At 34.7% G+C, this 26,092-nt stretch carries 22 protein-coding genes; 15 read left to right on the top strand and 7 right to left on the bottom strand.

Annotated elements, in window-relative coordinates; translation table 11 throughout:
- Positions 1 to 90: 90 nt before the first annotated feature.
- Positions 91 to 1,710 (bottom strand): sensor histidine kinase, encoded by a 1,620-nt coding sequence (locus F6K15_RS04015; RefSeq protein WP_293057353.1) that lies wholly within the window; start codon positions 1,708 to 1,710, stop codon positions 91 to 93.
- A gap of 861 nt (positions 1,711 to 2,571) precedes the next feature.
- Entirely contained in the window at positions 2,572 to 2,706 is a 135-nt protein-coding gene (locus tag F6K15_RS04010; RefSeq protein ID WP_293057350.1) for a hypothetical protein, read from the bottom strand.
- Positions 2,707 to 3,589: 883 nt separating this feature from the next.
- On the opposite strand from F6K15_RS04010, the gene F6K15_RS04005 reads away from it, so the two are divergent.
- Both F6K15_RS04005 and F6K15_RS04000 read left to right on the top strand, forming a co-directional pair.
- Positions 3,590 to 4,801, top strand: coding sequence for a hypothetical protein (locus tag F6K15_RS04005; RefSeq protein WP_293057347.1), 1,212 nt, complete (start codon positions 3,590 to 3,592; stop codon positions 4,799 to 4,801).
- Between the two features lie 890 nt (positions 4,802 to 5,691).
- Positions 5,692 to 6,465 carry a superoxide dismutase gene (locus F6K15_RS04000; RefSeq protein ID WP_293057345.1) on the top strand — a complete coding sequence of 258 codons (774 nt, stop codon included), beginning with the start codon at positions 5,692 to 5,694 and terminating at the stop codon, positions 6,463 to 6,465.
- 206 nt (positions 6,466 to 6,671) lie between these two features.
- Here the strand turns inward: F6K15_RS04000 and F6K15_RS03995 are convergent, their stop codons facing one another.
- Positions 6,672 to 6,860: a hypothetical protein gene (locus F6K15_RS03995; protein ID WP_293057342.1), complete on the bottom strand. Its 189-nt coding sequence runs from the start codon at positions 6,858 to 6,860 to the stop codon at positions 6,672 to 6,674.
- Positions 6,861 to 7,924: 1,064 nt separating this feature from the next.
- On the opposite strand from F6K15_RS03995, the gene F6K15_RS03990 reads away from it, so the two are divergent.
- The 3 genes from F6K15_RS03990 (at position 7,925) to F6K15_RS03980 (ending at position 11,069) form a co-directional block, all read left to right on the top strand.
- Positions 7,925 to 8,299: a hypothetical protein gene (locus F6K15_RS03990; RefSeq protein ID WP_293057339.1), complete on the top strand. Its 375-nt coding sequence runs from the start codon at positions 7,925 to 7,927 to the stop codon at positions 8,297 to 8,299.
- A gap of 205 nt (positions 8,300 to 8,504) precedes the next feature.
- Positions 8,505 to 10,484, top strand: a complete 1,980-nt coding sequence (locus F6K15_RS03985; protein ID WP_293057336.1) for an NACHT domain-containing NTPase — start codon at positions 8,505 to 8,507, stop codon at positions 10,482 to 10,484.
- Positions 10,485 to 10,940: 456 nt separating this feature from the next.
- Positions 10,941 to 11,069, top strand: a complete 129-nt coding sequence (locus tag F6K15_RS03980) for a hypothetical protein (protein WP_293057333.1) — start codon at positions 10,941 to 10,943, stop codon at positions 11,067 to 11,069.
- A gap of 273 nt (positions 11,070 to 11,342) precedes the next feature.
- Here the strand turns inward: F6K15_RS03980 and F6K15_RS03975 are convergent, their stop codons facing one another.
- Positions 11,343 to 11,903 carry a Uma2 family endonuclease gene (locus F6K15_RS03975; protein WP_293057331.1) on the bottom strand — a complete coding sequence of 187 codons (561 nt, stop codon included), beginning with the start codon at positions 11,901 to 11,903 and terminating at the stop codon, positions 11,343 to 11,345.
- 543 nt (positions 11,904 to 12,446) lie between these two features.
- Here F6K15_RS03975 and F6K15_RS03970 point away from each other — a divergent pair.
- The 5 genes from F6K15_RS03970 (at position 12,447) to F6K15_RS03950 (ending at position 17,659) form a co-directional block, all read left to right on the top strand.
- Entirely contained in the window at positions 12,447 to 12,656 is a 210-nt protein-coding gene (locus F6K15_RS03970; RefSeq protein ID WP_293057328.1) for a hypothetical protein, read from the top strand.
- Positions 12,657 to 12,728: 72 nt separating this feature from the next.
- Complete coding sequence (uvrA, locus tag F6K15_RS03965) at positions 12,729 to 15,692, top strand: excinuclease ABC subunit UvrA (RefSeq protein ID WP_293057325.1); 2,964 nt, start codon at positions 12,729 to 12,731, stop codon at positions 15,690 to 15,692.
- Between the two features lie 2 nt (positions 15,693 to 15,694).
- Entirely contained in the window at positions 15,695 to 15,853 is a 159-nt protein-coding gene (locus tag F6K15_RS03960) for a hypothetical protein (RefSeq protein WP_293057322.1), read from the top strand.
- Positions 15,854 to 17,009: 1,156 nt separating this feature from the next.
- On the top strand, positions 17,010 to 17,279 hold the full coding sequence (locus F6K15_RS03955) for a hypothetical protein (protein WP_293057319.1): 270 nt from the start codon (positions 17,010 to 17,012) through the stop codon (positions 17,277 to 17,279).
- 146 nt (positions 17,280 to 17,425) lie between these two features.
- Positions 17,426 to 17,659 (top strand): hypothetical protein, encoded by a 234-nt coding sequence (locus tag F6K15_RS03950; protein WP_293057317.1) that lies wholly within the window; start codon positions 17,426 to 17,428, stop codon positions 17,657 to 17,659.
- Between the two features lie 581 nt (positions 17,660 to 18,240).
- Here the strand turns inward: F6K15_RS03950 and F6K15_RS03945 are convergent.
- The 3 genes from F6K15_RS03945 to F6K15_RS03935 form a co-directional block, all read right to left on the bottom strand.
- Positions 18,241 to 18,426: a hypothetical protein gene (locus tag F6K15_RS03945; RefSeq protein WP_293057314.1), complete on the bottom strand. Its 186-nt coding sequence runs from the start codon at positions 18,424 to 18,426 to the stop codon at positions 18,241 to 18,243.
- A gap of 9 nt (positions 18,427 to 18,435) precedes the next feature.
- On the bottom strand, positions 18,436 to 19,452 hold the full coding sequence (locus tag F6K15_RS03940) for a BsuBI/PstI family type II restriction endonuclease (RefSeq protein ID WP_293057312.1): 1,017 nt from the start codon (positions 19,450 to 19,452) through the stop codon (positions 18,436 to 18,438).
- Positions 19,453 to 19,680: 228 nt separating this feature from the next.
- Positions 19,681 to 20,694 carry a DNA cytosine methyltransferase gene (locus tag F6K15_RS03935; protein ID WP_293057309.1) on the bottom strand — a complete coding sequence of 338 codons (1,014 nt, stop codon included), beginning with the start codon at positions 20,692 to 20,694 and terminating at the stop codon, positions 19,681 to 19,683.
- Positions 20,695 to 21,496: 802 nt separating this feature from the next.
- Here F6K15_RS03935 and F6K15_RS03930 point away from each other — a divergent pair.
- From F6K15_RS03930 to F6K15_RS03910, 5 genes are all read left to right on the top strand, one after another.
- Positions 21,497 to 21,709, top strand: coding sequence for a hypothetical protein (locus tag F6K15_RS03930; protein WP_202219997.1), 213 nt, complete (start codon positions 21,497 to 21,499; stop codon positions 21,707 to 21,709).
- Between the two features lie 253 nt (positions 21,710 to 21,962).
- A complete protein-coding gene (locus F6K15_RS03925) occupies positions 21,963 to 22,748 on the top strand; it encodes a hypothetical protein (RefSeq protein WP_293057300.1) in 786 nt (261 codons plus the stop codon).
- Positions 22,749 to 24,561: 1,813 nt separating this feature from the next.
- Positions 24,562 to 24,732 carry a hypothetical protein gene (locus F6K15_RS03920; protein ID WP_293057297.1) on the top strand — a complete coding sequence of 57 codons (171 nt, stop codon included), beginning with the start codon at positions 24,562 to 24,564 and terminating at the stop codon, positions 24,730 to 24,732.
- Between the two features lie 159 nt (positions 24,733 to 24,891).
- Positions 24,892 to 25,014, top strand: coding sequence for a hypothetical protein (locus F6K15_RS03915; protein WP_293057294.1), 123 nt, complete (start codon positions 24,892 to 24,894; stop codon positions 25,012 to 25,014).
- A 77-nt stretch (positions 25,015 to 25,091) separates the two neighbouring features.
- Positions 25,092 to 25,967 (top strand): alpha/beta fold hydrolase, encoded by an 876-nt coding sequence (locus F6K15_RS03910; RefSeq protein WP_293057291.1) that lies wholly within the window; start codon positions 25,092 to 25,094, stop codon positions 25,965 to 25,967.
- Positions 25,968 to 26,092 lie beyond the last annotated feature (125 nt).

Genomic DNA, 26,092 nt, shown 5'->3' with positions numbered 1-26,092 from the left:
ATTATTAATTATGCAGAAAAAATTGGTAATTCTCAGTTATATTGTGATTCTTTGATTAACTCAATCTCCACAAATAAAAAATTTTAAAATTTAAGAAGAACCAATAGGCAACTCTATACAGAATAATGTATATCCTGGTTTACTGTCCACTGTAATCTTTCCTTGATGTTTGTTAATTATTTTCTGACAAATGTGGAGTCCCAAACCACTTCCCTCACCTGCTGACTTGGTGGTGAAAAAGGCATCAAATATTTTGGACTGTACTTCTGGCGGTATTCCCAACCCGGTGTCCTGAATACTCACCTGAATGCCATTTTCCTGTTTACGAGTGACAATTGTTAGTGTCCCTCCTGATTCCATGGCTTGAATGGCATTGTGGACTAGGTTTGTCCACACCTGAATCAGTTCGTCGGTATATCCCCAGATATCAGGAATTTCCTCATAGTCTCGAATTACATGGATATTACGTTTGAGTTGATTATGATAAATTTCTAATACTGTTTCTAGGCCATTAACTACTTTGACCAACTGCTTCTTTCCAGAAGGCTGAAAACGAGCGTAGCTTTTGAGAGCAAAAATGGTTTTGGAGCAGCGTTCCACGGCACGGAGGATAATCTGATTGTTTGTACAGGAGGAGGCTAAGTTATAGGCCAATTCTGTGGCCCATTCTCCCCGTTCGCTCTTGAGTATGGGTAGCCACAGCTCGGGGGTTTCCGGAACTCCCATGTCTGCTAGGAGGTCTGCTATATATCGAGCATTTTTAATGTCATTTTCTCGAAGTTGAGCTGTAATTCTACGCTTGAGGGCGCGAGTTTCTTGAGAGGCAATAGAAGGTTTGTTTTTGAGTACGCAATTGATGAGTTGAAAAAGATGGTTTTGTTCTTGGCTACTGAGAAATTGATCTAAATGGGGGAGTTCATCAAGGAATTCTTTTAAAGCTTTATCGGTGTTGTTTGCTGAGGCTTGAATTGCGCCGAGGGGGTTATTGATTTCATGGGCAATTCCGGCAATTAGTTGTCCTAACGCGGCCATTTTTTCTCGTTGGATTAATTGATTTTGTGCTTGTTGAAGATTGATTAAGGCAACTTTTAATTCCTGATTTTTGTTCAACAATCTTTTACTAAATATGTAGGATAAAATACCAATCACAAGGGCTGCCATAATTAAGGTAAAGGTGGTTCCAAGATCCGCAAGTTTTCTGGTTTGCTGATGCTGTTCTATATAGCCTTTTTCTAAGGTTTGAATTTCATCGTATAGCTCATCATAAATTTCATCAATTTCATTGGCATTAATCTCTATTGCTTCCTGAATTTTTCTCTGAGCAATTAGCTCCAGGGAGCTTTCCATTTTGGCTTGATAACTGGTATATAGCTCCCAAAGATTTTTCAGATAGTCCTGTTCTTCAAGTTCTTGAATTCCTTGAATAATTGCATCGGTATTTTCTTTATTTTCAGCAAGTTCTTCAGTTAAGTTTTGATCTATTTCACCTTTGGAAATACCTTCCCATTCTAGAGAATTAAGTCGGCTAACTTGCTCTTTTAATTGAGTTAAGAGTAGTCTGGCATTACTACTCTTTTCTGTTATATGATTGAGTTGATAAATTGCAGTTGCACTGGCGATCGCTACTACCATTGCAGCTCCAAATACGAATCCTGTTGGTAATGTGGACTTGAGCTTGGGTAAAGAGGAAATCTTTGTTACGTTGAACATCGTTTAAAGTTTTGTAAAATCTATATAGTAATCCTATTTCAGTTGTAACATTTTGAATCTGACTAGAAGTGATATTTGTGAGGTAATGTCAGGATTTGATTTTTTTTTAGTTAATATTAACTATTCTCAAATTTTTCACAAATTCTGAACGAATGGCTATAAATTACAGCAGTGTTGGAGTTGATCGGGTACAAAATTTGAGGACTTTAGGGAGTAGGGAGTAGGGAATAGGGAGTAGGGGAAAAAAGATTAATTTTAAAACTGTACCTCACTCTTCCTAAAAAGTGCTTTCAATAATTAATAATGAATAATTAATAATGAATAATTAATAATTACCTCTCCTTGAAAAAAAGAGGATTGACTAATCATGAAGATTTTTATTTATTATCCCCTTAAAAGGGGAGGCTTTAAACCACAATTTTTCGGTAAGTCAAAATAATGAGCGATCAACTAAGTTCATGAGTATGTCTTTTTTGATCATCTCAATGATTTTGTTGTTTTAATTATTGCTCTGCTGATTAAATCTAAAAGTCTTTATAGATAAAGGTAAGTGCCTTTTTAAGTATCAAAAAGTTCGAGGTTTTAAGTGGTAATTATTCAATTAGGAGCGGATTTTGGTCAAGATTTGGGCCGAAAAATTAAGGGAAAAAACGCCCGCTCTTACCTCCTTTCATTAATTGATAATTGATAATGGATAATTGATAATTACCTCTGGTTAAAACCGTTACGTAATTGAATATAAGGAGATATTATTTCTTCTCTTGGTTGATTGGATATGGCGAGGGGACCTCGCCATCCCTCAACCGCATTTTTCCCCTTAAAAGGGGAGGCTTTAAACCATAATTATTTAATTATTAATAATTAATAATTAATAATTCGGTAAATTCCCATTTCTCCTTTCTTCCCCTCCTGGGAGGGGTTAGGGGTGGGTTGGGAGGGGGAGGGGCGAGGGGTGGGTTGTCTCCTGTCTCCTACCTCTACTAAAAGACTTTCCATACGCAAACCCTAATTGGTTTACAATACGAATAAAAGTTATGGGGAAAAGTTAGTATGACTTGCAATATAGTTTTTTAGTACTCTAGCTAATGAGTAGCGATCGCTTAATAGTGAAAATAGCTGATTTTTACTGTCAAATAAGCACTTGAGATATTTTATCTTAAAAATTATCTCAAAAATAGAATATGATTTTTAATTAATTTCAGGTATTGAATAATGCTTTTTTGACTCTAAAATTATGGGGTTGTACATGATATAATGATATTGCTAAAAATTAGTTTATACTTTGAGTAAAAAAAACTCAGATTGATCATTATAGCAATTCTCAAATCCAAAATACTGTTCATCAAAAATATCAAATCATTTGTCACTGTGCAACACCAAAATTATATTAAGTTTGTTTTTTTACCTGTTATAATCTACTAATGGTAATAATTATCCAATAATTAGCCACCAGTAATTAAACCTATCATTAAGGAATTGAGAAAGAACAAAAAGTTATTGCCAAAGTTTCCTTATCCCACTTTAGAAGTAATAATTCATTAGACCTCTCCAGAAAATAGGGAGTAGGGAGGTTGCATGCAACCTCCCTACAGAGTAGAGGGAAAGAATTGATGATTTTTCGCGATAATTGATTTGATTTTTGATGACCGCCAGATGTCTATTATTAATTGCTGTTTACCTAGTATTTCAAAGGAATAGCTGACTGCTAATAGCTGAATGCTTACTTTATGATTTAAAGTTTCTAGTTAGCTATAGATTTTTAACTAATACAAAATTAAGATGAAATTACATATGAATCATCAAGATTAACAAATATAATAGTAGTAGCAAAAAAAATAACTCTTTGATCGATGTATTTGTATTTTTACCAACTCAAATTATGGAAGATATCAACGATAAAATTATCAATATAGTGGTAGAGCTTTTTGCCTCTTTTGGTCAAAAAGAAGCATTTACTCTACTACTAGCAATTGACCGAGAAAAAGTATATAACGACTTCTTAAAAGCTGAGGCTGGTTTTAACAGTTATAAACTAGCTTTTCTGGATAAAGGCATTAAAAATTCTCCCTATCAAAACCAGGTAGAAAATTATCCAGAACATTTAACTAGACTGTCTAATTTAGCAATCCCTGGAGCAAAAATTTTCCCCAATGTTGGCGAACTTCCTGATATTGATGAACAGGCTCTTAGTTTTATTCATCCTGATATTAAAGAGGCTTGTATTTGTCTAGCTGGTACTGCTGGCGGACCGTTTAAATCTCGTTGGTTAGGTAGAAATTCTTTGGATAAATGTCAATATTGGAGTTCTACTAAAATTATCGCAGTTTTAAATGTTATTTGTTCTATTAATAGCGATATTAATAAATGCAAAATCTGCGGAGATGGAAAAAATTTAGACTTTAATGAAGTTGTGGAAGATATTTTTACTTATGGAGAAAAAATTGGTAGTTCAAATGCTTTAGCTGCAATGTTTAAATGTTTTCAAAATTATGTAGATTTAGAATCATGGCTAAAGGAAATGACAGGTAATAATCATACAGAATTTCAAGGTTTATATGGTGAAGAACCGTTTATTTTTTCTCCCCAAATAACACAAGAAAATCGGGTTTTATTAAGTGCAGTATCAGAAAGTAAAAAGCGAGCAGAACAACCTGGAGAAAATACTGTCGCTACTTATGATTTAACTAGAATTATGTCAATGGTTGGTTGCTATTATCATTTACCAGAGTCGGCAAAACTGCCAGGAATGTCTGGGGAAAATTTGCAACCTTTTATTCGTAATGCTGGTAAAGATACTGCCCGTTATGTTGATGTAGCTCTGGAAAAATTGGGGATTCAAAATAGTATTAAATATCCTGTTATTCTATCTAAATTAGGTTTTGGATATAGTAGCAGTCGCAAACGTACAGAACTTACTTATACTTGTTTTACACAGTTTGAATATCAGCAAAAAGTTAGGTCTATTGCGATGACTTTGCGAGGAGCAAAAGCTTTAGGAGATTTTGACAAAGAAGCAGTAGAAATAGATGCTCGGATGGCAACCGAAGTTACAGAAATTCTGAGGCGTTTAATCACTGATGAACTGGGTTAACGAAGTCAGAAATCAGAAGTCAGAAGTCAGAATTTAACCCACCCCTAACCCCGACCGTGGAGGGGAAGTAGGGGATTTGAGTAACTCTCCAAAAATATTTCGCCTGATGAGCAGAAAAAACCTAAATTTCCTGTAAATATTCACCCTTGAATTTACACAAATACCTCCCGATAGACATGATATTTTTTAATAAAAAAAAGCCGAATTTATTTGTAAGGAGTAATATCATTTTAGTTAGTCTATTCACAAAAATCATGTTAATTATTGGGTGCATCTCATATTTTGCAAAAATACTTTTTTTCTATATATTCCCTATTCCCTGTTGCCTGTTCCCTGTTGCTAGATTAGCTGTTGCCTAAAAGGATAAATTTTTGGCTTTATTCGAAATTGAAATTCACCCTAATTAGGGTTTGCTGATTAAATCTTAAATAATTACCAGATAAAGTTTTTAGCCTTTTTAGGTATTTAAAAAGTACATGGTTTTCAGCTCTTCATGCTCATGCATGGAGCGCATTTTTAGCGCATAGTTGGGCAAAAAAATTCTCCCGTACGGACGTTGCATGCAACGTCTCTACCATACTCCCCTACTCCCCTACTCCCCCGCTCCCCTACTCCTTAAAAAAGACTTTTTCAGCAAACCCTAATTATTCTTATGTTTACCAAATAATTAAGGTTTAAAACTTCTCCTTTAAAGGAGGAACAAGAAAAAATTTTCCTTTTAGGAAGAGGTAATTATCAATTATTCATTATCAATTATTAAATTCTCCCCTACTCCCCCACTCCCTCACTCCCCTACTCCCCTACTTCCCAGTCCCTCACTCCTCTACTCCCAATTAGCTGTCATAGTTGTTAATATATTTTCTGTAAACTATTTTTCTGAAAAACTAATAATGAATATTAATCGGCGCAATTTCCTAATCTTAACCAGTGCCACTTTAGGGTTTATTACTCTAGGTGCTTGCCAAGGATCGGGAGATAATTCTTCTTCATCTGTAACTCCTTCTACTTCAGTAAATGATACTAAATTAGTAGAAAATTCTGGGGTTTTTCAATTAACACCTCTACCTTATGGATATGATGCTTTGGAACCTTATATTGATCAAGAAACTATGCAGTTTCACCATGATAAACATTATGCTGGTTATATTCAAAATTTGAATGGAGCGATCGCTAAGTATCCTGAACTTAAGGACAAGAATGCAGAAGATTTATTGCGTAATTTGAATACTTTACCGGAGGATATTCGTACTGCTGTACAAAACAATGGTGGTGGTTATGTTAATCATAAGATGTTCTGGGAAATTATGACTCCTAATGGTGGGGGTGAACCTGATGGAAAAATAGCCTCAGCTATTCAAGAAAGTTTTGGTGATTTTGATAGTTTTAAGGAAAAGTTTAATGCTGCTGGCGGTAGTCGTTTTGGTAGTGGTTGGGCTTGGCTGGTTTTGGGTAAAGATGGAAAGTTAAAGGTAACAAGCACTCCTAATCAAGATAGTCCTTTTTTCCAAGGGGATTATCCGATTATGGGTAATGATGTTTGGGAACATGCTTACTATTTGAACTATCAAAATCGTCGTGGTGATTATTTGAAGGCTTGGTGGAATGTTGTTAATTGGCCGGAAATTAATCGCAGGTATGAAGGGGCGATCGCTTCAATTGCTTAGTAATGGTTAATTTCTAAAATCTGATTAGTTTATCCAATATTTAAGGACTGGATTTTTAGTTGAATAAAAAGTCATGTATAGGGGCGAACAACTCCTAATAAGTTAATAGTATCAAAATTTTTTTGGGGATGCAATGGGAATTTCTGCCGTTTTTTTAGAAGCTTCACAGAATGATGTTTTTTGTGGTGAGGGGTGATAAATGGGAATCATGGAAATGATATTAATTTGATAATTTGAGAAATTTGGTGGTTATATTTATTTGATTTTTGATGGCTGAGAAAATAAGTTAATTTTGTGGAGTTGAAATTGTGGGAAGAGTAGGGAGCGATATTTCTCGGCAAGGTTGAGGCGATCGCTACAAAACAAAGATGTGGTTGTTTTTTAGTGTGCTTCATAGAATGATTTTCTGGTGGTTTTAAGTGAGTGTATACCTTCTGCTCTTTCTAGGGGTTTTATTTGCTTTTAGAGATACGGCTGATGCCACGCTTGGTGATCGCTACTATCTCTTAATACCCTATACCTTACCTTTTTAGTTGAATAAAAAGTCATGCGTAGGGGCGAACAACTCCTACTAAGTTAATAGTATCACAATTTTTTTGAGGATGCAATGAGAAATCCTTCCGCGCGCCGTTTTTTTTCAGGAGCTTCACAAGATGATTTTTTGTGAGGAGTTATAGGTGGGAATCATCGAAATGATATTTATTTGATGAATAGAAAGATTTGGTGGTGATATTTATTTGATTTTTGATGGCTGAGAAAATGAGTTAATTTTGTGGAGTGGAAATTGTGGAAAGAGTAGGAAGCGATATTCCTTGGCAAGGTTGAGGCGATCGCTAGAAAACAAAGATGTGGTTGTTTTTTAGTGTGCTTCACAGAATGATTTTTCTGGTGGTTTTAAGTGAGTGTATATCTTCTGCTCTTTCTAGGGGTTTTATTTGCTTTTAGCGATACGGCTGATGCCACGCTTCGCGATCGCTACAATCTCTTAATATCCTAACCTGACTTTTCTTAGTTGAATAAAAAGTCATGCGCAGGGGCGAACAACCCCCACTAAGTTAATAGTATCAAAATTTTTTTGAGGATGCAATGAGAAATCCTTCCGAGCGCCAATTTTTTTCAGGAGCTTATCAGGATGACTTTTTTTGTGGTTAGGGGTGATAGATGGAAATTATGGAAAAGAGATTAATTGAATGAATTGAAAAATTTGGCGGTATTTTTATTTTTCGGCGAGAAAATGAGTGAATTTCGTGGAGTGAAAATTTTGGGGAGAATAGGGAGGGATATTGCTAGGCAAGATTGAGGCGATCGCTCCTCAAGAAAAGCCACATCATTTATTTTATTTGCCAGACTAAATATCTACCCTCAGCTCTGAATGTTGATAGTCTCCTGATAGCTAATTTCCAGCTAGAAAAAATCAGTGGAGAATTGTAAATATAAATAATTAATCTAATAAATACCTATGGAATCAAGCGGAAATACTTACAACCAAAAAGACTTAGTTGGAATAGGCCATCAAAGCATTGATACAGTTAAAGGCGATGCTAAAGTTGCAGGGGTAATTTATGAAGCTAAAGAGCAAAATTTAGCTGAGGCAGTGGCACAGATTCAACAAATTTTGCAACAGCTTTCCAAGAGCTATCCTACTAATACCACTACCGAACAAATGATTATGGCGACGGAAGCTATTAAAAAGATAGAAAGTGACCCTACTTTGAAACAGAAATTAATTAGTGCTGGTAGTGCTGGTTTGTTGGGAGCTTTTGAAAAAGTTTTAGATAATCCTGTAGGTGCTTTTGTTGTTAGTGCTATAAAAGGATGGCAGGAAGGTAGCTGAAGTCAGAAGTCAGAAGTCAGAAGTTAGAAGGTTAAACTCTTGCTGTGAATAAATTTGAGAGTTTGAGAATGTCCTAACAACCTTGGTAACTGCTATAAATAAGTTTTTCAGGTATTTGTTAATGATGGAAGGTATAGTTAGCTGCTCAGTTAACTATACTTTTTGGTTAGTTTGGGCGGGGTAAATTTTAACTAAATTATGGGTTATGGGAAATAAAGATAAGTTAGACCAAAGAGGTCTAACTGGAACTGGTTGTCAAAATATTAGGGAAGTTAAAGATAAAGCTAAAGCTGCAGGTTTTATCAATGAAGGTACATATATTAATGTCAATTTTGCTGATTTTCTTCAAGGCTTTCTGAAATTTTTTCGTCCGGAAGACCGGGAGGCAAAAGTTAGGTCAAAACTTCTGAAAGGAATTAAGGTTGAAGTTGTTAAACGACTGGAAGATTCTCTACAGCAAAATCAATTATTGATAAATCAATATTTAGAATTACCGATGTTTTCCCGGAAGGAAGCTGTTGGTAGATTTGAGAGAAAAAAGATAATTTCTCTACCTCCTGAAACTAAGATTATTGATGTTTTTTATCGGCAGGATGTAGATGGTAAGTTATTAATTTTGGGTAAACCTGGGGCGGGAAAAACTACTACTTTATTGAGGTTGGCAAAAGAGTTAATTGAGGAGGCGGAAAATAATGTTGATGCTCCTGTTCCTATGATTTTTGAATTATCTAATTGGCAAGAGGATAAATTATCTATTGGAGATTGGTTGATTCAGTATTTAAAAGATTTTTATGGGATGAGCGATCGCCGACTTAGTAGAAGTTTATTAACTCAGAGGAAAATTCTGCCGTTGTTGGATGGTTTGGATGAATTAGGTATAGCCCGGCAGCAACTTTGTATTGAGAAAATTAATGATTTTACCAGGGAGAATATTGGGACTTGTTTGGTTGTTTGTTGTCGGGATGAGGAATATAAACAGGGAAATGTTAGGTTGAAAAAGTTGAATGGTGCTTATTGTTTGCAGTCTCCTACACCAGGGGAAATTTATCGTTATTTACAAAGTTTGGGTAAGGTTGATTTGCGGGAGGTGATTCAAAATAATTCTCAAATGTGGGAGTTAGCAAAAATTCCTTTGTTGTTAAATATTATGGTTACTGCTTATCAAGGAGAGCCTATTTATAATAAAGAACAATTATTTGCAGCTTATATTGAAGAATGTTTACAACGAGAGCCTACTGATGTGGAAGAACGTGAAAAGTTGTTCTATTCTCCAGAGCAAACCATGTATTGGTTAATTTTTTTAGCATGGCAGTTAGAGGCTGAAAAACAAACAGAGTTTATGATTGAAAATATGCAGCCTAGTTTGTTATTCTCTGGACAAGAGTGGTTATATATTCTGATTTCTGTACTAATTTATGGTTTGATTTTTGGGCTAACTTTTTGGCTGTTTTTAAGTCTCTTTTTAGGGATATTATTTGGACTAAAACTAGGGTTGTTTTTTGGGTTAATTTTAGGATTATTTTTAATGCAAGTAGAAACAACTAAAAATATTAAACCACAAAAACCATTAGATTTTTCTTGGAAAAACATTAAAAAATTACTTATGCAAGAAAACGATCAGATGCGTGAGGATTATACTGCGCTCATGTATTCGATAATTTTTGGAGAAATTTTTGGAACGATTTTTGGAATCATTTTGTGGAAGAATTTCGGTGTTTTTTATGGAGTTTTTTATGGAGTTTTACTTCTATGTTTGTTGAGTACTAATTTCTGGGTGGTTTTTGCTCTGGTTTACAACCTAAATACAGAAATAAAATCAATAGAAACTCCTAACCAGGGGATTAGAGAATCACTCAAAAATTCTTTGTTTACATCCGTAATAGCTATCCCATTCTTTTTATTAATTCTCTACTCTATAAAAGATGATATATTGTTTGGATTTAAGCAAAATTTACTTATATATGGCTTAACTTTGGGATTTATAACAGGGTTATCAACTGGCGGTCTACCATGTATTCAACACTTCAGCTTGAGACTAATTCTCTGGCAAAATGGATTAATTCCCTGGAACTATGCCAGATTTCTGAAATATGCTGCCCAAAGAAAATTAATTCAACAAGTTGGAGGTCGTTATCGCTTTATCCATGATTCTCTGCGTAAACATTTTGTTAGCTATACCAGATGACTTTTTTTATCTCCTCAGTCAGACAAAAATTCCTAGCTAAGAATTATTATTTTTTTCGTTAATAGTTTTAAACTTTAGGATGTAAAATAATTTTCTGAAATTACTGTAGCGCCTTTCATGTCGCTGCGAAAAGTTTTGAGCATATAAAATCTTACTTTTGACTTTTAACTTCCCTGAAACAGTATTACTCCAACAACCAAAATATTTACTTCAGCCATACAAATAAACAACTAGTTTTTCAGCAATATAATTTACTTACAAATAGCGTAACTTAGAAAGAGGAAATCTAATAGATTTTTGCGGTGATGAATAAGAATATTTTGAACGAAAAACAAAGTATCACGTCTCTCATTTTGAGGGGATGAAAAAAATAAACTTCAGTATTTTAAGCAAGATATTTAATCCGGAGATACTGATAACTGATAACTGAAATTACCGACTCAAGATTACGACAAAATGAAAATAGAAGTACCAGAAAATTATTATCTAGTTTTAGGCAAACATCCAGACAAAAAGAACCAGCTAATCGGAGACTTAATTCATAAAAAAGAAATTATAGGGCAAGTATTATTCAAGATTTGGTAAATCACATATTCAATCATTAACAAAAACCGAATAAAGCTTTTGATAATTATTAGCCAGTTAGTGTTTATTATTTATGTTTTACCGAAAAATTAAGATATAAAGCATCGTAAGCATTCAGCCGTGAGCTATCAGCTATTACTTTTAGTTTTTCATAAAAGCTTGGTTATTCAGAACTAAATTTTACTTACTACAAAAGCAAATTTTCAAATCCCTTTCTGTTCTTTATAATAAGAGGCAATTGTTAATTATTCATTATTCATTATTCATTAAATTTTATCCCAATATTTCATCTACTTGAATATTAATATCTGGAAACTGTTGAACAGACAAATTTTCACCACGCTCTAACTTTTGTACTTGCTTATAACCACTACCAATAGGTTGTCGATACACCTCCAAACATTCCTCATTAATATCTACCAACCAAACCTCAATTACATTATTTTCAGCATAAAGAGGAACTTTAACTTCACGGTCGAATTTAATCGTACTATCTGCCACTTCAACTATCAAAAATAAATCCTGAGACTGGGGATGTCCTGACTCGTAAAAATCTGCTTTTATCTCCAACAAAGCAATATCTGGTTCTGGTTCAGAATAATCATCTAATTCAACCGGGTTTTGAACGCTCACTAAAACTCGATCACCTAACTTTTGAGAAAATAATCTATTTAAACGATTCACACAAGCTGCATGGTGACGACCTACTGGGGACATTTTGAGAATTTCTCCTCTTATTAGTTCTACTCGCTCATCTTCTTTCAGGATGCCTACTTCAGGCATTTTGTTATATTCTTTGACGGTGAATTGTCGTTTTAGCAGTTGGACTGACATGGTACACAAGTTTTTGAGAGTAGCATTCCATAGGAAAGCGGAATTGAGTTCTATCGCTGAGAAGCTATACTATTTTTAGTTGAATAAAAAGTCATGCGTATGGGCGAACTACCCCCAACGGTTTTTATGATATCAAAATTTTTATCAGGATGCAACCAAAAATCCTTTGACGCGCGAATTTTTCTCAGGAGCTTTAGAGAATGAAAATATTGGTGGTTTTTCACGCTAGGAGGAATAGATGGAAAGATTTTGAGAACAACAAGCATATATTTATAGGTAGGTGCTTCACAGAATGAAAAGATTCTGCCATTGCTCCTGGGGAAGATTCCGGAAAATCCTTTGAGGCTACTAATTTTTCCGGAGCTTCGCAAGATGAAAATATTGGTAATTTTTCACGCTAGGAGGAATGGATGGAAAGATTTGAGAACAACAAGCATATATTTATAGGTAGGTGCTTCACAGAATGAAAAAATTCTGCCATTGCTCCTGGAGAAGATTCCGGAAAATCCTTTGAGGCTACTAATTTTTCCGGAGCTTCACAGAATGAAATTTTTGGTAATTTTCCACTGGGGATGGAAAGATTTTGAGAACAACAAGCATATATTTATGAGTGCTTCACAAGATGAAAAGATTCTGCCATTGCTCCTGGGGAAGATTCCGGAAAATCCTTTGAGGCGACTAATTTTTCCGGAGCTTCACAGAATGAAACTTTTGGTAATTTTCCACTGGGGAGGAATGGATGGAAAGATTTGATGGTGGGAAAAAATTTAACAGTTCACCGATAATTGATAACTGATAACTGATAACTGATAACTGATAACTGAAATGACCATCCGCATCCGAGGTGCTAGACAACATAACCTCAAAAATATCGACCTCGAATTACCACGCGATCGCCTAATTATCTTCACAGGAGTTTCTGGCTCTGGCAAATCCTCCCTAGCCTTCGACACAATTTTCGCCGAAGGGCAACGTCGTTATGTGGAATCTCTCAGTGCTTATGCCCGACAATTTCTCGGACAACTCGACAAACCAGACGTAGACTCCATCGAAGGATTAAGCCCTGCCATTTCCATCGACCAAAAATCTACATCTCATAATCCTCGCTCCACCGTTGGTACCGTCACGGAAATTTACGACTATCTCAGATTACTATTTGGCCGAGCAGGAGAACCTCATTGTCCCATCTGCCATCATAATATTGCCCCACAGACTATAGATGAAATGTGTGACAGAATTATGGCTCTGCCAGACCGCACTAAATTTCATATCTTAGCTCCCGTGGTTCGAGGCAAAAAGGGGACTCATAAGAAACTTTTGTCTAGTTTAGCCGCTCAAGGATTTGTTCGTTTGAGGGTTGATGGAGAGGTTGTAGAAATTGCTGAAAACATCAATTTAGATAAAAATCATACACACACGATAGAGGTTGTTATTGATCGACTGATTAAAAAAACTGGTATAGAGGAACGTTTAGCAGATTCTCTTAGTACTTGTCTACGTCAATCTACTGGAATTGCTTTGATTGACGTAGTAAATGATACATCAGCAGAGGTAGGTGCAGTGCAGAGTTTTAATAAGTATAACCTAACCTCGGCAAAAATAGCAACTTCAGCTAATTCTAAATCTGCTAATAATTCGCAGAATTCCAATCAGGAACTAGATACAGAAATAGAAAAATCTCATACTCAAATAGTATTTTCGGAAAATTTTGCCTGTCCGGAACATGGAGCAGTGATGGAAGAACTCTCACCTCGCTTATTTTCCTTCAACTCTCCCTACGGTGCTTGTCCGACTTGTCACGGTTTGGGTAGCCTGAAGCAATTTTCCCCGGACTTAATCGTACCCGACCCTAATGCACCCTTATATTCAGCGATCGCTCCTTGGTCGAATAAGGAAAATCCCTATTATTTTTCTCTGCTTTATAGTTTGGCTGAAGCTTATGATTTTGAGATAGAAACTCCCTGGAATAAATTGAGCAAAAAAGAGCAAAAGTTGGTACTTGAAGGTAGCGACGAACCTATCTGGATAGAAACGAAAAATGGAGAAGGAGATTATCGTTACTATCCTGGAGTTATCCCGATATTGGAAAAGCAATATAAGGAAACTGGTTCGGATTTAGTAAAACAAAAATTAGAACAATATTTAGTTAACCAAACCTGCGAAACTTGCCAAGGTAAAAGATTAAAACCAGAAGCACTTTCGGTAGAGGTCGGGCAATACAGAATTACAGATTTTACAGAAGTTTCGATTCGGGAATGTTTGGAGAAAATCAATAATTTACAACTGAGCGAACGGCAAGCAAAAATTGCCGAATTAGTATTGAGAGAAATTCGGGCAAGATTACAATTTCTGTTGGATGTTGGCTTAGATTATCTAACATTAGACCGAGCAACAATGACACTTTCTGGGGGAGAAGCTCAAAGAATTAGATTAGCAACACAAATTGGTTCTGGTTTAACAGGAGTTCTCTATGTTTTAGACGAACCAAGTATTGGTTTACATCAGAGAGATAATAGTCGTCTTTTGCAGACTTTAACCAAACTTCGAGATTTAGGAAATACTTTAATAGTCGTGGAACATGACGAAGAAACTATTAGAGTAGCCGACCATATTATTGATATTGGTCCGGGAGCAGGAGTGCATGGAGGGCGGATAGTTTCTCAGGGAGATTTTCAGACATTATTAGCAACTGAAGAGTCGGTAACTGGTGCTTATTTATCTGGCAAAAAAGTTATTGCTACTCCAGCAGAAAGAAGAGAGGGAAATGGAAAGTCTCTACTGCTGAAAAATTGTCATAGAAACAATCTCAAAAATATAGATGTAGAAATTCCTTTGGGAAAATTGGTCTGTATTACTGGAGTTTCTGGTTCGGGAAAATCTACCTTAATTAACGAATTACTTTATCCAGCTTTGCAAAATCATCTGAGTCGAAAAATTCCTTTTCCCAAACAGTTAGAAAAAATCAAAGGATTAAAAGCAATAGATAAGGCAATTGTAATTGACCAATCACCTATTGGTAGAACTCCCCGTTCAAATCCGGCAACTTATACAGGAGTATTTGATGTAATTCGAGGAATTTTTGCTGAAACTATTGAAGCCAAGGCAAGAGGTTATAAACCGGGAAGATTTTCTTTTAATGTTAAAGGTGGAAGATGTGAAGCTTGTAGCGGACAGGGTGTAAATGTAATTGAAATGAATTTTCTACCAGATGTTTATGTGCAATGTGATGTTTGTAAGGGTGCAAGATATAACAGAGAAACTTTACAGGTGAGGTATAAAGATAAGTCAATTGCTGATGTTTTAGATATGACTGTGGAGGAAGGTTTAGAAGTATTTAAAAATATTCCGAGGGCGGCGAGTCGATTACAAACTTTGGTAGATGTAGGGTTAGGTTATGTCAAATTAGGTCAGTCTGCACCGACTCTTTCTGGCGGAGAAGCACAAAGAGTAAAATTAGCTTCCGAATTGTCTCGGCGAGCAACGGGAAAAACTATTTATTTGATAGATGAACCAACAACTGGTTTATCTTTTTATGACGTTCATCAGTTATTGAATATTTTGCAAAGATTGGTAGATAAGGGAAATTCAATTGTAGTAATTGAGCATAATTTAGATGTGATTCGTTGTGCTGACTGGGTAATAGATTTAGGACCGGAAGGAGGAGATAAAGGAGGAGAAATAATTGTTTGTGGAACACCGGAAGATGTGGCAGAGAATTTAAAGTCTTATACTGGGAAATATTTGCGAGAAGTATTGGAAAAATATCCGCCCAAAGTGGAGGAAAATTGAGATTGACTGAAGTAAAGAAAGAAGAAAGAAGGAAGAAGAAAGAAGGAAGGAAAGTAAATGAGTCTATAGTATCGATAGTAGAGCGATCGCCTCTTAACTTCCCCTCAACTTTTTACCAGTTTTCTGAGGAGATGAAAGTTGACAAAATAAATAACTTTTAACTAAGTAGGTAGCCGAAAATTTCTCAGATACTTTTTCCAGATATTTTCTCTTTCCACAGGGAAGTAGATATTTTCTGAAGTCGAGCGATCACCTCTTAATTTCCCTTAACTTTTTACCAGTTTTCTGAGGAGATGAAAATTTCACTTTTATATATAGGTAGCCGAAAATTTGTCAGATAATTTTCCAGAATATCTGGTCTATCTAGAAGCAAGTAGATATTTTCTGAATTTTTCAGAGATTTTCACAGAATTTTTGCTTTACCTAGAGATAAGTAGATATTTTCTGAAATTGAGTAACTGCTTCTTATGTCTTTTAGACTTTCTGTCAGTTTTCCTCACATATGAAAATTTTATTCTTATATAGGTAGCCGAAAATTTGCCAGAGAACTTTCCCAGATATCTGCTCTTTCCACAGGGAAATAGATATTTTCTGAAGTCGAGCGATCGCCTCTTGCCTCTACTCGACCTTTTACCAGTTTTATTCAGATCTGAAAATTTCACTCTTATATATTAGGTAGCTGAAAATTTCTCAGAGACTTTTCCAGAATATCTGCTCTCTCTAGAGGAAAGTAGATATTTTCTGAAGTCGAACGATCGCCTCTTACTTCTCTCTCGACTTTTTGTCATTTTTCTGAAGAAATGGAAATTTCACTCTTATATAAGTAGTCGAAAATTTGTCAAAAAATTTTCCCAAATATCTGCTTTACCTAGAGGTTAGATAAAAATTTCACTTCTATATATAGGTAGCTGAAAATTTGTCAGAGATTTTTCTCAAAAGTCGAGGGATTGCCTTTTACTTCCCATCGACTTTTTACCCGTTTTTCTCACAGGTGAAAATTTCACTTCTATATATAGGTAGTGGAAAATTTGCTAGAGACTTTTTCCAAATATTTGCTGTTTTCACAGGGAAGTAGATATTTTCTGAAGTTGAGCAACTACCTCTTGCCTTCCCTCCACTTTTTGCCAGTTTTTCTCACAGGTGAAAATTTCACTTCTATATACTAGATAGGTCGCAAATTTGTCAGAAACTTTTCCAAGATATCTGCTGTTTATAGAGGTAAGCAGATATTTTCTGAAGTTGAGCGATCGCCTCTTGTCTCCCTACCGATGAAAATTTCACTTCCATATATAAGTAATCGCAAATTTGTCAGATAATTTGACCAAATGTCTGGTCTGCCTAGAGGTAAATAGATATTTTCTGAAATTGAGCGATCGCCTCTTGTCTCCCTTCGACTTTTTACCAGTTTTCGGAGCAGATGAAAATTTCACTATATATATAGGTAGTGGAAAATTTGTCAGAGAGTTTCCCAGGTATCTGGTCTACCTAGAGGTAACTAGATATTTTCTGAAATTGAGCGATCACCTCTTGTCTCCCTTCGACTTTTTACCAGTTTTCGGAGCAGATGAAAATTTCACTTCCAGGTAGGCAAATTTGTTAGATAATTTGACCAACTGTCTGGTCTGCCTAGAGGTAACTAGATATTTGTTGAAGTTGAGCGACCACCTCTTGTCTCCCTTCGACTTTTTACCAGTTTTCGGAGCCTATGAAAATTTTACTTCCAGGTATAGGTAGTGGAAAATTTGTTAGATAATTTGACCAAATGTCTGGTCTGTCTAGAGGTAAGTAGATATTTGTTGGAGTTGAGCGATCGCCTCTTGTCTTCCTTCGACTTTTTGCCAGTTTTCCTCATAGATAAAAATTTCACTCCTATATATAGATACTTGAAAATTTCACTTCCATATATAGGTAGTGGAAAATTTGTCAGAGATTTTTCCCAGATATCTCCTCTATCTAGAAGTAAGTAGATATTTTCTGAAGTGGAGCGATCGCCTCTTACCTTCCTTCGACTTTTTACCAGTTTTCATCACAGGTAAAAATTTCACTTCCATATATAGATAGTCGCAAATTTGTCAGATAATTTTCCAGAATATCTACTCTATTTAGGGGTAAGTAGATATTTTTGGAAATTGTCATCCTGTTAAGCTTTAGTAAAGATATATGCTTGTTTTTCCCTCATCAAATCTTTTCATCCCTCCTTCCTAGCGTGGAAAACCACAAATATTTTCATTCTCTTAAGCTCTAAAAAAATCGCGCCTCAAAGGATTTTCGGTTGCATCTCCACAAAAATTGTGATATGCTAAAAACTATAAGGGTTTGTTCGCCCCTGCACATGATTTTTTATTCAACTAAATTTTTTAGCTAAATATCATAATCACTTCAGCAAATTGCTTTCTAACTTCTCCCACTCATTACATCTCCAAAAAAATTAAAATTATTCAGAAGCAGACAAATTTTTATCTGTAAGCCAAGAGCAATATCTACCAACTTTCATCTCAAGCTCATCCTAGATAAATTTACTTTAAATATCCAGTCATTAATTTCCTTTTTAATCTAAATTTTTATCTGGCATCAAAAATGCAGTTACCAAAGCAATAGTACCTCCCAATAGACCCCAACCTAGCCAAATATTAAAATTCCTACCTCTACTTTTTGCCACAAAAGCAGCAGCAGTACCAATAACACAATGCAAAATCATTAATATCCAGAATAATTGCCAGTTAATTTCATTCATAATTGTCTTTCAAGTATTAGTTATTTGAGAATAAGGACCTAAAAATTTTTCACCATCAAAATGAATTATATGGTCTGGTGCATCAGCAATCCAAACTTCTGTTTCCCAAGCAATATCGGCAGCAAACTTGCGAAAAGTATTATTGTCTAGAAAAGCTGTGACAAAAATTATGTCAGCCTTACATTTTTCTGTCAATTTTTTCAATTCTAATAAACGTACATTAGAAATTACGCCCGAACTATGAACAGCTTCTATCAAATAAAGCCAATTTTTCTGTTCTGAATAAGCTACTATGTCGGGTAATTCTCCATCAGATAATTCAAAAAAGTTTAGTTCTTTCAGCTTGTTTTTTTCTAAATGTAAAAACTTCTTAGCTGTATCGCCGACATATAAAATTTCTGCACCATAACCATATCTAGGTAAAAACCTTTCAATAATTGCTTTCTGTAATTCATTATGTCTGCCAGGACTAAAATTTAAGACTTTACCAGAAGGAAAATTAACAGGAATTAAACTTATTTCTCGTTGACTAGAAAGTTGTTGTTCTAAAGTGACTCGATCTACTAAAAAAATCTCTACTTCTTCTTCCCAATTATCTGAACCAAAATTTTTAATTAAATTTGCAAAATTAGGATTTAAAGCAAAAGACCTTGTACCATCATTTCTAGCTGAATTTGGATTAGCAGCACTAGGAATAATAATTCCTGCAAGAACAATTAATTTTAAATCTTTCCGGCGAATATCGTCATAAGAACTTTCAGATATTTGTTCATTAAAATAATTATTCCAGTACCTAATAATTTCCCTAGTTCTTAAAGCATGAGAATTATCAATTTTTCCCCATTCGTTAGTTTTCTTAACGTTGGCTACAGCTAAAAAAGCCATTGCCATTCTTTCCAATCGTCTTTGAGTCATCCCCTCAAGAGGTACACCAAACTTACTAATAATATATAAAGCTTCATTGATTAACTTTTGAAATTGTTTAGACTTATCTGACTTAGTAAGATATTGGGGAATTTGAGGCATTTTTATCTCTTAAAAAGGTAAGTAAGCATTAAGCTATTAGCAGTCAGCTTTTCCTACGGAATGCTACGCAAACAGCTTTTTAATGAATGAAGTAAAAACTCGTTTAACTTATACTACATTTTCCACTCATAAATTGAAGCACAAGAAAGACTTGTTTTTAGTTTTTAACCCATACAATTTAAGCTAATGAAGCTGATAGCTGATAGCTGATAGCTGACGGCTGAATGCTTAAAAAGGTAATGATAATTGTACAGGAATAATTTTTTGTGAAATTTCCTCTGGTGAGAATCTTTTCCCAGATTCTAAATAACTCCTAATACTTCCTGCCAAATAAAAAGCAAATAAAGGAGGAACTGCATTTCCAATCTGATTAAAACAACTGGTTTCTTTTCCTAAAAATTCAAACCAGTCAGGAAAACTTTGTAATCTTGCTGCCTCCCTTAATAACAAACGTCTTCTTCTCCCATCCGGCAATTTTATCCGGTGCATATCACCAGTAGGAGCAGAAATATTTCGACAAGTTAAAGTTCTAGCAGGTTTATCTAAATATAAGTCGCGAGGTTGTTTACAACTAGAAGCTTTTTCATACTTTGCCACATATTTATCCATATTTGGAGTGAGAAATTTTGACTCTGGAGGCGCGTGGAATGCCATTTCTCCTAATGCTTCTCCAACAGTTACTTTTTTGTCTAAAACTTGAGGAAATTTAAACTCACCTTTATGCCCAATAACTATCACTCGTTGACGATTTTGAGGCACGCCAAAATCAACAGCATTTAACAATTTAACCTCAATAATATAACCCAAAGATTGAAGTGCTTGAGTAATTTCATCCAAATACCATTTATTACGATAAAGTAATCCTCTTACATTTTCAAATAACCAAATTTCCGGCTTCAATCTTGCCACTGCATTAATAAAAATAGGAAAACCATCTCGCGAATCTTTCAAACCTTTTTGCTTTCCTCCAACACTAAAAGGTTGACAGGGAGGACCGCCAATTATTACATTTCCAGGAGGTAATTCTGTTTCTGAATTTAGGGTAATTTGAGCGCAATTATCTTTTAAATTTTGATTATAAGTTGCACAACAATCAGCATCCATTTCAAAACCATAAGTTTGAAATCCCTGGGCTTCAAAACCGAGAGATAAACCACCGCATCCAGCAAATAGATCGATAACTAAATTAGTGCGATTAACAGATGGTTTAAGTAAATGATTGATTTTATTTATGTAATTCATATATGTTATGCAAATTATTAGAATGCTTGTATAGAATACATAGGCAAAATCAGGAAAAAAGGGTAATTTTTTTTGTTTTTTATACCAAATATGTTGATCAAAAGATATGTTGATAAAAAGGTACTGGTCGGCCTTCTACAATACCATTTCTCAAAAACTTTTCTACATTTTATCGAGCTGGGTAGTAGAGGAGTAGGTAGGGACGTTGCATGCAACATCCCTACAGGAGTAGGGGCTTTTGCTAGCGCACAACTCCGTTAACGCTCCGCGACATGTAAAGCGGCAGTTCTACCTTAGCAAACGGCCGTTAGCTTCGCATAACTATCGTTAACGCCCATACATAAAAATAATTAACATTAACTTGGCTTAAATTAGCAAAAAGGTTATTCTACCTGTGTTGATTACTTAATAACTGAAGCATTACCTAAGTATAACATTAATGCATGGGAACTGGCATAAGTCTATTAAATCCTACCTTCTCATTAGCAATAAAGCTCCCAGATCAACAGGATTTAGTATGACTTTATTTTTGAATTGTTGAGAACATAAATATTTTAAAGTAATTTGATTTATTTATAGTTGTTTTATTTAAAGATTTAATTCTCTATTCACATTTCAAATGTAAATTCTATATACCAATAAACAACTTAATGAATAACTTGAAATTTGAGATTTTCCAGAAAAATCTCAATGTGCCTTCCTCCTAAAATATTACATCTACTAGATATGAGATTTGCCAAATTGAATAAAAAGCGTTATATACTTATAAGTCAATTTATGATTAAACAGTAAATAATTAACAATGTCAGAAAATCAGCAAGAAATTTGCCCAGTCTGTCTAGTTAAAATAGTAGGTGGAGATCGAGTGTTGTTTTCTTCTGGACCACCTGGTACTAAAGCAAAGTTATGGGCTCGTGTTTGTCAATATGCTCAAAAACAAGGTTGTATAAATCAAGATCTAGATGAAGTTGGAAAGGTCAAATCTGAAGATTACTATAACCCTGAGATTTCCTAGCATCCTTGCATTTTTTCTTCTAACTTCCTTATTTCTATATTAATTTTTCTAGAAAGTAGTGCAGTATGCCCAAAAGATCCTACTCTTAACAGAAGGTTAAACATTTGAAACAAAATGACTTGATGTAAGACAGTAGTGATGTTTTTGATGTTTGTTGCATAAGCTTGGTTATGATATTAATCGGCATTAGGGAATAGATACTCTATATGATTTGTCAAATAGTCCTGGTTTAACCATAAAGTGAAATTAAATAATGAATCAGACTGCAGCGTTTATAGGAGGATGTATTCTGACGGGGATATTGATTGTCCTCTTGCTCATGGGTTGGATTGTATTTGGCAAGTCTTCTCCTGATTATCGGACGGAAGCGCCAAAACCATCTCCCTCTCCCTCAATCGCATTTTCCCCTTCTCCAAAAGTAGATCCTTCTCCTTTAGTAACCGTCTCTCCTCAGCCACTACCATTACCACCGCCACCAATTTCAGTCCCTTCAGTTCCGGACTTTAAGGACTATAAGTTGGAACAACAAATTAAAAATCAATCAGAACAACAACGTTCAGCTTATGAGCAACTGAAAACTCAACTACAGCAGCAATTACTTGATATGCGACAGTTGAAAACTCAGTTAGAACAACAATGGGCAGAGACACAACAACTCAAACTACAACAAGATCAACTGAGACTACAAAATGACCGACTGTTGATTCAAGTCCAGCAACAAGAACGTTTGATTTCTGGCTTGAGTCTACAGCAGGGGATGGATAATTATAGCAGAAGCTCTTCAAATAGTTCTGCGAATTATTTAGAAAAAGGCATATTGTGGTTTATTGGAGGAATTGTCTTAGCTATTTTACTTCTTGGTGGTGGCATTATTTTAATCGGAATGATTATTTTATTAGCTCAACCCCAACGTCGATCTTCTTACAATGGTAAAAGTACAACTCATGATATTAATGTTCCTTGGCAATATACTATTTATGAGGAGGAGGAAACCAAATTTTTACCTCCTTATATTGACAGGAAAAGAAAGCAAAAATAATCAAATAAATTTCAAGAAATAGGAAATAATAAGAAGGTAAACAATGATAGAAATAGGGAAGCAATAGAATTGAGTATTCTCCTTTGAGGTATAAATTTCCAATTTCTTTTTTGTAGTATGATTTTTGGTAATTGCTATAAATAGAGCAAAAAAATTCTAACTTCTTTAGCTAAAGGGGCAAATGTTTCTTTAACTATCAGATTATTCACTGTGCTAATCTAAGATTTTTTATAAATTTCTCTAGCTCGCTGGATGGATATTAATGAATTTTACATCTATTTATAGCAATTTCAGAAGGCCAAAGTAGGAAAAATACTTTACTGAATTGATCTTCATTCATTTTGACCGAAAAATTGTGGTTTAAAGCCGACCCTTTTAAGGGGATAATAAAGAAAAATTTTTATAATTAGTCAATCCTCTTCTTTTCAAGGATAGGTAATTGTTAATTATTAATTGTTGAACAAAAAATTAAGGTATAAAGCCTCTACATTCATGGAGAAAAAAAAGCGGTATTCTACATAAACAATATCTTGACCTGAAGGCAACACAATTACCTGACTTTTTCTAGTATGACTTTTTTTCTTTCTGAGTAATATTCTTTTTGTTTTTCATATTTTTTAGGTCTTTCTATGGCCTGTTTATACCTATCTATAATTAACTCGTACTCTGTTAAAATTTACTTAACAATTTCTTGTCGCCTGAGTTTTTTTACCTGTTCTAACAGACTCAGTGGTAATAATTACCCAATTATTGTCCACCAGTAATTAGGGCTTGCTGATTAAATCTAAAAGCATTGACATATAAGGGTTTTAGCCTTTTTAGAACGAAAAAAGTGCCTGGTTTTCAGTTGATTTTGCTCAACAAGTTAGTATAATACCAATTTGAAAAAAGAATGCTACAAAAAGGTGGACCTTGCTCGAATATGCTTAAAAATAGCTATTCCAGTTCATTTTAGATAGTTATTTATATTGTTTTTCCCTTTTTTTCAATATTTATCCCTTCTTCCTTCTTTCCTCTTCCTTCTTTCGTACGGACTATGCAACGTCCCTACCATTTTTAACAAACATTTATCACGCTTGGTATAAAAGGCAGGGGGGATAGCAAAAAAATCACTCTGACAAATATATCCGACTATCTCCTCTATAATTCCTCGTTTCTCCTAATTACTCTCTACTCCCCTTTTTCCCTCCTGGGAGGGGTTAGGAGTGAGTCCTCCTTTTCCCCTCCTGGGAGCAGGGCTAATTTTTTGTCGTAGCGAGAATATTTACAAATCTATATTTTTGGTTAACTAATTCTAGCAAGATGTACGAAATTTCAAAGGATACAATTTTTCTAAGGGTGACAATAAATTGACCCCACTCCCCCACTCCTCCACTCCCTTTTTCTAAGGGTGACAATAAATTGACCCTGCCTCCTGGGAGGGGCCCGCGGGTGAGTCCCTTACTCCTTAAAAAGACTTTTGAGCGCAAACCCTAATTAGGGTTTGCTGAATAAAGTATGAGTGGTAGGTGTAGGAGACAGGAGACAGGAGACAGGAGAAATGGAAATTATAGAGGAAGTAGTCGGGTATATTTGTCCTAAGATTTTTCTGCCATAATCATCCCAAAATACTAGCATGCATGAGCTTTTTAGACCGAAAACAGGCGCACTTTTTCAAGGCCTAAAAAGGCAGCAAACCAATATCTGTCAGTGCTTTGATATTTAATCAGCAAGCCCTAATTAAAAATATCATTGGCAGTAGTTTCACTTACTCCAAATTGAATTCAAACGTAGTTGAAATTTCGTCAAATGTCTTAAATAAGTTAAGGTTAAAATGATTTGCTCTGATGGTGATAATTTGGGTGGTCTACCACCACCAGATGCAATAATCCTTACTTTTTTTGTTGATGCTAATTTATGCCGTTCTTCCTGTAGTTTTATTGCTTGTTTTAAGAGTTTTTCTAGTTGTTCATATTTGATTCCTCAGAAACTTTTTGGTTCTTGATGATGACTGTGAATATGTTCTAATATAGTGCCCATAATTTCTAGACCAAAGTAAGATTTTTTATTATAAAATCACAATTTATTGATTTTTTGGAGATGTCTAATGTACTTTGATGTTTGAATTTACCGTAGGGATAAATACATTTTAAATGCAATCTTAATGTCAAATTTTGGTATTCTCGTAGGAGCGATCGCCACAGTAATAACAATGATTATGTGGAATATTTTACCACTAGAATATGTGGTAAAAAAGTTAAATTTATATCCATATATATATAATTGATTGCATCATCAGAAAATGATAGAATAAAGTTTAAAGTTAAACTATTTAAAATTACTGTAATTACTCCGGAGGTATCAATGTTAATCAAAGAAAATCCTTGGTATAGCAATTTTATCACAGCAAATAGTATTAAGATTCATTATGTGACTCAAGGTTCAGGTCCTTTGATGTTAATGTTACATGGCTTTCCTGAATTTTGGTATTCTTGGCGACATCAAATCCCTGAATTTGCTCAAGATTATAAAGTAGTTGCTTTAGATTTAAGAGGCTACAATGAAAGTGATAAACCAGAAGATAAATCTGCTTATGTAATGTCAGAATTTATTAAAGATATAGAAGAAGTAATTAAAGAATTAGGTTATGAAAAATGTGTCTTAGTAGGACATGATTGGGGAGGGGGAATAGCTTGGTCTTTTGCTTATGCAAATCCTGAAATGGTAGAAAAATTAATTGTAATGAATATTCCTCATCCAGCAAAATTTAAGGAGGGATTAGGTACTCCAGAGCAAATTTTGAGAAGTTGGTATATGTTTTTTTTCCAGTTACCTTTTTTGCCAGAATTAATGCTTGAATTTGATGATTATCAAGCTATTGGTTCTATTTTTAAAAGTATGGTAAATAAATCTGCTGTTACTGATGCTGATATAGAAGCTTACAAGGATGCTGTGGCTAAACGAGGCGCTTTAACTTCAATGATTAATTATTATCGTAATATATTTTCTGGATTTTTCAATCAACAAGAGTGGGGAATATTACGAATTCCTACTTTAATGCTTTGGGGTGAAAAGGATACGGCTTTAGGAAAAGAATTAACTTATGGCACAGAGGAATATGTGGAAAATTTTCAGATTCGCTATATTCCTAATTGTGGTCATTCGGTACAACAAGAACAGCCTCAATTAGTTAATCAATATATGCGAGAATTTTTGAGTAATGATAATGATTTAAATTGAAATAAGTGCAGAGAAAAGATTGATTTTATGCCATTGAAGAAGGAAGAAGGAAGAAGGAAGAATAAGGAAGAATAAGGAAGAAAAAAGTGGATAGAGAGACTAAAAGAAGCCACTCCTATCCCTTA

The organism is Okeania sp. SIO2B3, assembly GCF_010672525.1.
GTDB lineage: Bacteria > Cyanobacteriota > Cyanobacteriia > Cyanobacteriales > Microcoleaceae > Okeania.
Note: the sequence above shows the minus strand (reverse complement) of the source record. Positions and strands in the feature narration are given on the sequence as shown.